This window comes from Pseudoalteromonas sp. SG45-2 (assembly GCF_014164115.1).
GTDB classification, from domain to species: Bacteria; Pseudomonadota; Gammaproteobacteria; order Enterobacterales; family Alteromonadaceae; genus Pseudoalteromonas; species Pseudoalteromonas distincta.
On sequence record NZ_JACJEO010000017.1, the window covers coordinates 1 to 11,608 of the forward strand.

Annotated in this window: 10 protein-coding genes; 8 read left to right on the forward strand and 2 right to left on the reverse strand. The window is 39.7% G+C overall.

Features of this window, described 5'->3' with window-relative positions:
• Window positions 1-159: 159 nt before the first annotated feature.
• On the forward strand, window positions 160-612 hold the full coding sequence (locus tag H5116_RS13150; protein WP_182716359.1) for a hypothetical protein: 453 nt from the start codon (window positions 160-162) through the stop codon (window positions 610-612).
• 54 nt (window positions 613-666) lie between these two features.
• Here the strand turns inward: H5116_RS13150 and glp are convergent, their stop codons facing one another.
• On the reverse strand, window positions 667-1,884 hold the full coding sequence (glp, locus tag H5116_RS13155) for a gephyrin-like molybdotransferase Glp (protein ID WP_182716360.1): 1,218 nt from the start codon (window positions 1,882-1,884) through the stop codon (window positions 667-669).
• Between the two features lie 96 nt (window positions 1,885-1,980).
• Here glp and modA point away from each other — a divergent pair, with 96 nt between their 5' ends.
• The 3 genes from modA to H5116_RS13170 are packed head-to-tail and all read left to right on the forward strand — an operon-like array spanning window position 1,981 to window position 4,376.
• Complete coding sequence (modA, locus tag H5116_RS13160) at window positions 1,981-2,682, forward strand: molybdate ABC transporter substrate-binding protein (RefSeq protein WP_259398822.1); 702 nt, start codon at window positions 1,981-1,983, stop codon at window positions 2,680-2,682.
• Window positions 2,669-3,346, forward strand: coding sequence for a molybdate ABC transporter permease subunit (modB, locus tag H5116_RS13165; protein WP_007375247.1), 678 nt, complete (start codon window positions 2,669-2,671; stop codon window positions 3,344-3,346). Before modA ends, modB begins: the two co-directional genes overlap by 14 nt.
• A 1-nt stretch (window position 3,347) precedes the next feature.
• Window positions 3,348-4,376: an ATP-binding cassette domain-containing protein gene (locus H5116_RS13170; protein WP_182716362.1), complete on the forward strand. Its 1,029-nt coding sequence runs from the start codon at window positions 3,348-3,350 to the stop codon at window positions 4,374-4,376.
• Here H5116_RS13170 and moeB read toward each other — a convergent pair whose 3' ends face one another.
• Entirely contained in the window at window positions 4,377-5,135 is a 759-nt protein-coding gene (gene moeB / locus H5116_RS13175; RefSeq protein ID WP_182716363.1) for a molybdopterin-synthase adenylyltransferase MoeB, read from the reverse strand.
• Between the two features lie 288 nt (window positions 5,136-5,423).
• Here moeB and H5116_RS13180 point away from each other — a divergent pair, with 288 nt between their 5' ends.
• The 4 genes from H5116_RS13180 to H5116_RS13195 all read left to right on the forward strand — a co-directional run bounded on the left by H5116_RS13180 (window position 5,424) and on the right by H5116_RS13195 (window position 11,603).
• Window positions 5,424-6,893, forward strand: a complete 1,470-nt coding sequence (locus tag H5116_RS13180) for a NarK family nitrate/nitrite MFS transporter (RefSeq protein WP_024595623.1) — start codon at window positions 5,424-5,426, stop codon at window positions 6,891-6,893.
• Window positions 6,894-6,906: 13 nt separating this feature from the next.
• Entirely contained in the window at window positions 6,907-8,649 is a 1,743-nt protein-coding gene (locus H5116_RS13185) for a bifunctional protein-serine/threonine kinase/phosphatase (RefSeq protein WP_024595624.1), read from the forward strand.
• 9 nt (window positions 8,650-8,658) lie between these two features.
• Window positions 8,659-9,852: an alginate export family protein gene (locus H5116_RS13190; RefSeq protein ID WP_182716364.1), complete on the forward strand. Its 1,194-nt coding sequence runs from the start codon at window positions 8,659-8,661 to the stop codon at window positions 9,850-9,852.
• Window positions 9,853-10,079: 227 nt separating this feature from the next.
• Window positions 10,080-11,603: an FAD-dependent oxidoreductase gene (locus tag H5116_RS13195; protein ID WP_182716365.1), complete on the forward strand. Its 1,524-nt coding sequence runs from the start codon at window positions 10,080-10,082 to the stop codon at window positions 11,601-11,603.
• The last annotated feature ends 5 nt before the right edge of the window (window positions 11,604-11,608 follow it).

The window sequence follows — 11,608 nt, forward strand, 5'->3', positions numbered from 1 at the left end:
ATCTTTGATCAATTTAACGAATTAAATTGCACTATAACGTCGTTAAAAATTTTTTATTTAGAACAACTAGATACAAAAATTTTTGCCTAGTTCTAGCGTAATTTTCTTAACGTTAAATAGACCCCATATATAAGCAGATTGGTATTAAAGAGATTTAAAATGAATAAAATTATTATTGGGTTTGCTTTTGCTATTTCATCATTTGGCGCATTTGCACAAAGCGCTGATGGTTGGCCAGAAGGCGGTGCAATGCATACTGGCAATATTTATAATTTAGAAGGCAATAGATACAAAACTAAAATTAGTAAAATGATGGATGAAATTTACCCGCAACTAACTGATGATTACCAAGTTGATGCAGTTAAAGCACAAATAAAAGCATGGGAGCAGTATATAGACGCTACATGTAACGTTGTTGGCATAGCAACCGGGGCAGGTGGCTCTTGGCCTTCAACGTATAGTGTTAAATGCGAAAGAAGCCTAAGTTATGATAGATACTTTGCGACTAAAAACGCGCTGAAGTGCGTTAATAGATTAAATAAAGAAGAGTTTGTAGGGCGTAGCGAAAAGTTAAATTGTTTAATTCAAACATTAAATATAAAAATATTTTAAGGTTTGCAGCAGTGCTACAGCTAAATTATACAGTTAGCTGTAGCACTTTAGGCTTTATAGCAACTCAATACTTACTGTTGCACCTTTTTCGATATTGCCGCTTTGTGCTGGCACTACAATTAGGCAGTTAGCTTTACTAAGCGACGAAAGTACACCCGAACCCTGTTTATTAAACGGGGCAACCACTAAGTCACCTTGCTCGTTAATTGTTGCAGTACCGCGTTGAAAGTCAGCTCTGCCAGGGCGCTTTTTAATAACGGATGTAGTAACCGCGTTAAAGCGCATTTTAGGATTTACTTCACCAAGCCCCGACAGCTTTTGCAGTGCAGGCTCTACTAACTGATTAAACGTAACAGCAGCCGACACAGGGTTACCTGGCAAGCCAAAAAAGTAACTGTTAGCTAGTTTACCAAAGGCAAAAGGTTTACCTGGTTTCATGGCTATTTTCCAAAAGTGAATTTCGCCAATTTCGTTGAGCACTTCTTTAGTAAAGTCGGCTTCACCAACCGATACACCGCCTGAGCTTATTACGGCATCGGCAAGTTCGTTCGCTTTCAAAAATGCATTAGTGATGAGTTCTTTGTCATCAGGGATTATTCCTAAATCGATCACGTCTATATTTTTTTGTTGCAGCGCACTAATAATAACAGCGCGGTTGCTTTCAAAAATAGCGCCTTGTTTAAGAGGCTGACCAGGTTCAATTAGCTCATCGCCTGTAGAAAGCACGGCTATTTTTAAGGTTCTTACCACGTCTATATTGGCAATCCCTAAAGATGCAAGTAATCCCACATCAACGGCTTTTAATTTATCGCCTGCTTTTAAAATAACATCGTCTATTGCAATATCTTCGCCAGCAAAACGTACGTTTTCATTTAGCTCTGGTTGCGCGGTAAACGTAATTTTATCGCCATCTACCGAGGCGTTTTCTTGCATTACAACGCCGTTAGCGCCAGGTGCAATGGCGGCGCCGGTCATTATTCTTACGCATTGACCAGGGGTAAGTGTTCCTTCAAAAATTTGCCCCGCAAACACACTACCTACTTGTGTGTAGGTTAAGCTTTTATCTGAAATACACAGCGCATAGCCATCCATTGCAGAGTTGTTATGAGCAGGTACGTTTATAGTTGACTTAACATCGCTTGCTAAAACGCGATCAACACTTTGCATTATAGAAATGGTTTCAACGTCTTTAACAGGCGTTATTGTGCCAAGTATATTTTGTATTGCAGTTTCAATTGGTAATAAACCGGGTGCATTGCAAACATCGTTCATATATATTGCTTACTTAAATCATTTTATTTTGAAACAATACTTATAATGTCAAAGCTTTACAATACATGGTTGGGTTATTTTTTGTGTGTGATATGCATGCTTTCGTGCAGCGTAAACGCAAAAGAAACGCTGCAAGTAGCCGTAGCGAGTAATTTTAAAACTGTATTGGAAACCCTACTAAAAAAATCCCCATTACCTAATGTTGACGTAAAAATATCAGCCGCTTCTAGCGGTGTTTTATATTCGCAAATAGTGCATGGCGCGCCATTTGATGTGTTTTTATCGGCCGACGATTTTCGCCCACAATCACTTATTAAAGAAGGCTATGCCGAGCAAAGCAGCTTAATCACTTACGCGTTAGGCGAACTTGCTTTGTGGCAACCCAAAGCTGAAAAAGTAAATGATAAAGTAGCCATTGCTAATCCGCGTTTTTCACCATACGGACGTGCCTCAGAGCACTACGCGAATAACCATTTTAAAAAACCAATAAATTATGTGTACGGGAATAATATTACGCATGCGTTTCAGTTTGTGCAAAGTGGTAATGTAGGAGTAGGGCTGGTGGCTGTTTCATCCCTAAAGGCGGCTTACCGTAACACGCAAGATCAAAAATATTTAGATTATACCGTGCTGCCTACCAATCAATATCCCGATATAATTCAACAAGGCGTTATTATTAGCTCGACTAAAAAACATGCTAGCGCTAAGCAACTTATGCAATTTTTAATGGCAGAAGCTACGCAGCAGCAGTTAATTGAATTAGGTTACAGAATAAAGGACAACAATGCTTCAAAGTGATTTAACCGCGCTGTGGTTAACTATAAAACTTGCCTTTATAACCGCAGTACTTCTTCTTATTTTTTGTATTCCTCTGGCTTACAAGCTCGCTGGCTATAACGGTAAATTTAAACCATTTTTAGAGGCATTAATTGCAATGCCTTTAGTGCTACCGCCTACGTTGTTAGGGTTTTATTTACTTGTTTTGTTTTCGCCTGATCACGCTTTTGGGCAGTTTTGGTTTTGGCTAACGGGTACGCAGCTTGCGTTTAGTTTTCAGGGCGTGGTTATTGGCTCGCTTTTTTATTCGCTGCCTTTTGTAATGCAGCCGCTTGTGGCTGGGTTTAAGCATATTAATCAAACCTATAACGAAGCTGCCATTGCGCTTGGATTAAGCCCATTTAAACGCTTTGTGCATTTAATTATTCCGCTTTTAAAACCCAGTATTGGTAGCGCATTTGCTTTAGGCTTTGCGCATACATTGGGTGAATTTGGTTTGGTATTAATGATTGGCGGTAATATTCAGGGGCAAACACAGGTGGTGTCTATTGCGCTTTATGACCATGTTGAATCGTTAAATTATACGGCGGCGCATCAGCTTTCACTTATTTTACTGGCTATTTCGTTTGCCTGTTTAGTGCTGTTATTTAAGTTTAATAAAAGCATTGTAGGGGTTAAGCAATAACATGATTAAGTTAAGCCTTTTTAAAGCACTCAATAATTTTGATTTAGATATAAACCTTGAGCTTGAGTCGTTTAATGTATTGGGTGTTTACGGTCCTTCAGGCTCCGGTAAGTCAACATTACTGCGTTGTATTAGTGGTTTAGAGCCTGCAAAAAGTGTTCATATTAATAATCAGCCAGTGCATGAGTTGCCAAGTGATAAACGCGGTATAACGCTTCAGTTGCAATCGTGCCCGTTGTTTCCTCATTTAGATGTGGCAGGTAATTTAGCGTTTACACAAAAACACTGCGAAAATAAGCAAACCAGCTTAACGCTTCAATACGTTGTTAAAACACTTGAATTACAAGATTTACTAAATCGTGATGTACAAAGCTTATCGGGTGGCGAGCGCCAGCGTGTAGTATTTGCGCGCACTTTGCTTGCCGGTCAAAAATTTATAATGCTTGATGAGCCTTTTAGTGCGCTTGATTGGTCATTGCGTTTTAAAACGCTCACTAAACTCAATGAGTTAGCCGTTAAGTTTAATATTAAATTTATAATAGTAAGTCACTCATTAAAAGAGCTGCTATTTTGCTGCGATACCCTTATTCAGCTTGATAAAGGTAAGGTGATAAACCAAGGTGCAAGTGCGCACGTTGCAAAGGCTATTTACGCAAACGACAGGCAAACACCGCTGAGCTTAATTAATTACGATGTGGTTAAATTTGATAAAGACTACGGGCTATATCAACTGCAATTACAGCAAAGTGAGCAACCGCTTTTTGTGCTTCCTGCACTTGTCGATAGCAGTAATAAGCTAATTATAGAAAGTGAGCAAATGTCGCTTAGTGTGTTAAAGCCTGAGCAAACAACGCACAGTAATGTTTTAAGGTCGGTATTAACTCAGGCTGAGCTTATTAATAATAAGTGGCAGTTAACGCTTAATGTAGATGGGCAAACTTTGTATTGCTTGGCTTCAAGACGAGTGTGGGACAAAAACGACTTTAAAGTGGGCGATGTGCTTTATACAACAATCAGTAATCTAGAATAACTAAATGCTGCACACTGCACATTGACTGTTTTTAGCTATTTTAAAACGATTAAATTCCATGCTTAAACCATCCACCAGCAATAAGTGCTCGCTTAAGCCACTTGGCAAACCAGCAAGCATTTTTAGCGCTTCAGTTGCCTGAATACTGCCTATTAGCCCCACAATAGGAGAAAGCACACCAGATTCGGAGCAGCTTTGTGTTTGTTCACTAAAAAATTGCGATAAACAACCATAACAATGGCTATTTTCATCCATAGTAAAACACGCGACTTGTCCTTCCATACGTATTGCAGAGCCAGACACAAGTGGAACTTTAGCTTTAAAACAAGTGCTATTAAGTGCGTTGCGCGTTGCTAGATTATCTGAGCAATCAATCACTATATCAATGTTATTAAATAGCTGTTCTGTAGAGGTATTTACATCAAAAAATGCTTCAATGGTGTTTATGTCTATTTCACTATTAAGTGCGTTAAGCTGTTTTTTTGCAGCACTGCATTTTGAGCTACCAATATCACTTTCTTTATACAGTATCTGCCTTTGCAGGTTGGTCACGTCTATTTCATCGTTATCAATTAAGGTGAGCGTGCCAACGCCTGATGCCGCTAAATATTGACTTACCGCACATCCAAGCCCACCCACACCAACAATTAATGCATGCGATTGCCATAGCTTCTCTTGTCCGTCTATATCAAGCTGCGGCAGCATAATGTGCCGAGAATAGCGTAGTTGCTGTAGGTACGTTAACGGTGCTTTTTGCATTTTTAAACATCTCATACTTTTTTTGAACAATACCAATTTGTTAAATCCTAGAGCAAGTAGTAACGCTTTTTATTTGCACTGTAACAGCCCATACCCCCTCACTCATATAGTGCAACTATAACGCATTAAAATAATAAATGCATATAACCAACTGAAATATATGGTTTTTAATTAGTGGCTCAGTAATTGCTCTATTGGGTTAACTAAAATTTAACAAAGTTTGGGCTGCTACTCATATAAAAGAGTGGGGCATTTATAAAACAATAATACGTTTACGAGGAAATAAACATGCAACCGAGTTCTGGATTTAACTTAATATCCTTTAAAGGAAAAATGAAAGTATTACATCTGAGTTGGATGGTCTTTTTTGTGTCATTTTTTGTATGGTTTAACCATGCTCCTTTATTAGGTGCAATTGCGGGCTCGCTTGGTATTACCATGGCACAAGTTAAAACATTACTAATTTTAAATGTAGCGTTAACTATTCCTGCCCGTGTTGTGGTGGGTATGCTGACCGATAAATTTGGTCCCCGGATTGTTTATGCCGCGCTACTTATTACCTGTAGTATTCCGTGTTTTATGTTTGCTATGGCAACCACATTTGAACAAGCCGCTATAGCGCGTTTTGCGCTAGGCTTTATTGGTGCTGGCTTTGTTGTGGGCATTCGTATGGTGAGTGAATGGTTTCCTGCTAACGAGCTGGGCATAGCAGAAGGTATTTATGGCGGCTGGGGTAACTTTGGTTCAGCAGCAGCGGCTATGTTATTGCCAATTATTGCACTTATGTTTGGTGGCGAAGATGGTTGGCGTTACGCAGTAGGTTTAACGGGTGTATTAAGCGTTATATTTGGTATTATTTGGTACTTAAATGTAACCGATACACCAAAAGGCGGTACATACTTTAAGCCTAAAAAAGTAGGCGCAATGGAAGTAACCAGTAAAGGCGACTTTGTATTACTTCTTATTATGAAAATCCCTATGTATGGTGCACTAGCATTACTTACTTGGAAGCTTTCACCAACCGGTGCTAACCTAATTTCGGCTAACTTTGTACTTGCCGTGTATGCTTTTTTAGTTCTGCTTTATATTTACGAAGTGTATAAAACCTTTGATGTAAATGGTCATATTTTTAAAGAGCCTGTACCTGAGTCGCATCGTTATGAGTTTAAGCAAGTGGCTGTTTTAAATATTTTATATTTCACAACCTTTGGTTCTGAACTTGCGGTTGTATCTATGTTACCGCTGTTTTTTATGGATGTATTTGCGCTTGATATGGTCTACGCGGGTATTTTAGCCTCTGCTTATGCATTTATGAACTTAGCATCTCGCCCTGGTGGCGGTTGGATTTCAGATAAATTAGGTCGTCGTATTACCCTTATTGTACTTACAACGGGTCTTGCTGTTGGTTATTTTGTAATGGGCTTGGTTGATGCATCTTGGCCTTTATGGCTTGCAGTTGTTGCGGCTATGGCGTGTTCGTTCTTTGTGCAAGCTGGTGAAGGCGCTGTATTTGCCGCAGTACCGCTAATTAAGCGTCGTTTAACTGGGCAAATAGCTGGAATGACAGGTGCTTACGGTAATGTAGGTGCAGTAGTGTACTTAACGGCATTGTCACTTGTTGATTATCAAACTTTCTTTTTCATTATTGCGGGTAGTGCATTACTTGGTCTAGCTGCACTGTTTTTTATGAGAGAACCAGATGGCCATATTACCGAAGTAAATGAAGACGGCACCGTTGAACTTATTTCAGTGACTTAAGGCATTATTGACTATGTTTGATGAAACACTCCACGCTAAATCGCTAAAAAATGAACTCAACGTTTCATTTGGCGGGCACAGTGCTAAAGGGTTAAAAGCAGAAAACCAAGATGCGTTTGCAGCTCTCAATACCAAAGCGCAAGAAAAAGAGTCTAAAGGCGTTATTGCTTGCTTAGCCGATGGGTGTTCATCAGCAAAAAATGCTAAACAAGCGTCTCAACTTTCGGTTACTCATTTTATAAATGAGTATTTAAATACCCCCGAAAGTTGGGCGGTTAAAAAGTCGGTGTCGAAGGTGTTAGCAAGTTTAAATCAGTGGCTTTATTCGCAATCGGTTAATTACAATCACTTAGGTCAGCGTCAAGCCGATTGGATGACGACTTTTACAGCACTTATTTTAAAGTCGGCAACGGGTTATATATTCCACTTAGGTGATACGCGTATTACTCGCTTGCGAGGAAATAAAATCGAGGCAATAACACGGGATCACAAAGTAAACGATACGCTAACGCGTGCTCTTGGCGCGCAACTTCATCAAGAAATAGATGTATACGAGGTTGACCTAAAAGCAGACGATATTTATATATTAACCTGCGATGGCGTACACGATGTGCTCCCAAGTAGTGATATAGCTAAATTAATTAACGAGTACACTAATTTAGAAAATGCAGCTAAAGCAATTACCGAACTTGCATTAGCACGAGGCAGTGACGACAACGTAAGTTGTTTACTGGTAAAAGTAGAAAATATTGCCGAGCAAAAGTTAGATGAACTTTACCATTCGCTAACACGACGAAAAATTCCACCTGCGCTTAATGTTGGGCAAAAAATTGATGACTACACGGTTATTCGTAAATTACATGCCAGTAGTCGCTCGCACATTTATTTAGTGCAACAAGCGCCCGATATACCGCCAGTGGTTTTAAAAGCACCTTCGGTTAATTTTGAAGACGATGTGCACTACCTTCAAGGCTTTATAAGAGAAGGCTGGGTAGGGCAACGCATAAACCATTTAAACGTGATGAAAGTGCTAAGTACGCAATCGCAGAGTCGTTTTTTGTATCATATTTGTGAGTACATGGACGGGCAAACACTCAGTGATTGGAAGCACGACGTGCCGCACCCAGAAATAACCCAAGTACGCAGTATTATTGAACAAATAGTACATGCACTAAGGGCGTTTCAGCGACTCGATATGGTACATCGTGATTTAAAACTCGATAACGTGATGATAGATGCGCACGGTAAAGTAACGCTAATAGATTACGGCACAGTAAGTGTTGCGGCTATGGACGAGTCGGTTAAACAAATTGCGGATGATTGCCCGCAAGGCACTGCCGACTACACCGCACCCGAAACACTTATTACTATGCACGCCGATTTTAAAAGTGATTTGTTTTCACTTGGCGTGATTGCATATGAGTTATTGTGCTCAAAATTGCCTTATAAACCACTGCCACTTAACCACGTAGCGCCAAAAGATTACAGCCATTGGCATTACACAAGTATTCGTAAATACAGAGCCGATATTCCGTTTTGGTTAGATCAAGCCCTTATGAAGGCGCTTGCCCCTAAACCTGAGCTCAGATACCAAGCTTTTTCTGAGTTTATAAACGATATCAACAAACCTAATCCTTATTTAGAAAGTACCGCTAATAAAAGTTCAATAATGAAACGCGATCCAGTTATGGTGTGGAAATGTATTTCGCTGTGTTTATTTATTGCTTTGGTATGTGTATTAATAATTAAAACTTAGAGAACCAAAATGCTTAATTACAAGAACAACTTACCTATTATTTTTATACTGGGTTGCTTCACTGCGCCTTTAATAAGCCAAGCTGCGCAAACTGATCTTGATTTTAGACTGCGTTTTGAAAGCGTTGATCAAGAAAATGCTCTAAAAGATGCAAGCGGCTTAACACTTAGAACCCGCTTAACGCATCAAACAGACGAGGTGAATGGTTTTTCAGCACTTATTGAAGTAGAAGACACTCGCAGCCTATTGGGCGTAGATGATTACAACAATACAGTGGGGAAAAACACTAATTATTCTGTTATTGCAGACCCAGAAAACACTGAGATAGACCAAGGCTTTGTTAAATATGTACGCGATGGTCTATCGCTAAAAGTAGGGCGCCAAATAATAGCTCTTGATGGGCAGCGTTTTGTTGGGCACGTAGGTTGGCGCCAAGACAGACAAACCTTTGATGCCGCGACCATTAATTACGCATTTAATAACATAAATTTACAGTACAGTTATTTAAATAAGCGTAACCGCATATTTGCTGACGATAAAGACATTAAATCGTCCGATCATTTAATTAATGCAAGCTTTAAAACAGACTACGGTAAAGTGGTTTTATACAGTTACTTATTAAGTGACGATGCACTACAAGATGACAGTTTAGATACTTATGGCGTTTCTTTTAACGGTAATAAAACCCTAAACGACATAAAATTTTATTACAAAGCGGAGTATGCAACGCAGTCTGCTTCAACAAGCGTGAGTGATTTTGATGCCGATTACTATGCACTTGAAGGCGCTGTCGATTTAAATGGGTTGGGCATAAAAACAGTAACATTAAAAGTTGGCATAGAGTCACTTGGCTCTGATAATGGCGATTACGGGTTTGCAACACCGCTTGCCACGTTACATAAATTTAATGGTTGGACAGATACGTTTTTAAATACACCCACACAAGGTTTGGACGACACTTACATAAGCTTAAACGGTAAAGCGTTTGACGGAAAATGGCTGGTGGCTTATCACAGTTTTGAAGCTAATGAGCAATCAAATGGGGTTGACGATTTAGGCAGTGAACTAAACGTACAATACGTTAAACCTATTAATAAACAATACGCAGTGGGTGTTAAATACGCTGATTACTCAGCGGGCGATACTGCTGCTAATAAAGTCGATACTCAAAAATTGTGGGTATGGATGAGCGCTAAATTTTAACCCTCTCTATCTTCTAATATTCACTTGTAATTTATAGCGACACACGATGGTGCAATTGCACCATCTTGTGGGACTTTATGCTTTTCACCTCTGCACCAATGTAGGCAACTTGCTGATTTTAAATGCTTATATATTTGGCTTACATATTGCTATAACAAACCTATAACAAATTATTCGATTTCAATTTTAGTCAATTACTAAAATAGGTATCACTTTAAGGTGGGTGAATGTTAAGCAAGCAGCGTGTTGTAGTGGTAGGAAACGGAATGGTCGGGCACCATTTTGTGCAGCAGCTAGTTTCTCAAAATCAAGCTGATGAGCAATTTGAAATTACGGTACTTAGCGGTGAAGACCGTTTAGCGTATGACCGTGTACAACTATCCTCTTTTTTTAAAGGCAAAACCGCAGACGACCTCGCACTTACATGTAATAAAACCTATGACGATTGGCAAGTACGCTTTCATACTCATTCTAAAGTGGTTGATATAAATCGTGATACGCAAACTGTAACGACCGCTAAAGGGGAATTGTTTGAATACGACAAACTTGTGCTTGCTACAGGTTCATTCCCATTTGTACCGCCTATACCGGGTAAAGATCGCGAGCATTGCCTTGTTTATCGCACCATTAACGATTTACACGCAATAAAAAATTCAGCCCACGGCAGCAAAGTAGGCGTGGTAATTGGTGGCGGTTTACTGGGGCTTGAAGCTGCAAACGCATTAAAGCAATTGGGTTTACATACTCACGTAATAGAATTTGCACCGCAACTTATGGGTGTACAAGTTGATGCTGGTGGCGGTCGGTTACTAAAAAACAAAATTACGGATTTGGGCGTTACTGTACATACAGCGGTAGCAACTGAGGAAATAGTAGAAGGTGAAAGTTGCCGTTATAAAATGTGTTTTAAAGGTGGCAAAACCCTTGAAACAGACATGATTGTATTTTCGGCGGGTATTCGCCCTTATGATAATTTAGCCCGCGAGTTTAATTTAGAGATAGGTGAGCGCGGCGGTATTGTAATTAATAACCACTGCCAAACGAGTGATAAAAACATATACGCTATTGGTGAATGTGCACTGTGGAATAATTTTATTTTTGGCTTAGTGGCACCCGGTTACGCCATGGCTAAAATAGCAGTTGGGCATATTTTACAAGATACGCAGCAAGGTACTTTGCAAAGTACTGGCTTAGACAATAAAGCCGATGAATTTAATGGTGCCGATATGAGCACCAAGCTTAAATTAATGGGTGTTGAAGTAGGCTCTATTGGCGATGCACATGCACGCAGCGAAGGCGCAATAAGCTATTACTTTGAAGACCAAGCCAATGGTATTTATAAAAAAATAGTCACTAACTCACAAAGTAATAAGCTGATTGGCGCGGTACTTGTTGGCGATACCAGCGATTACGACAATTTGCTGCAATATCATTTAAACGACATTGAACTTACCACCGCTCCCGAAGCGCTCATTATGCCCCTTGCCGGCGACATAGCAGAGCTAAGCGCCGATGACTTGCCTGATGACGCCATTATTTGCGCTTGTCATAAAGTAACTAAACACACTATTGAACAAACAGTCGCTAAAGGCTGCATAGATTTGGCAAGTGTGCAGCAAAGCACCAAAGCCAGTACAGGCTGTGGAGGGTGTGAAAAGCTCGTTCAAAACGTAATAAACAGCGCACTCGCTAAAGCAAGTAACACTATTAACGTAGTTACTATTAATGAGCCTGTAAAACAGCCTGCATAAATTAA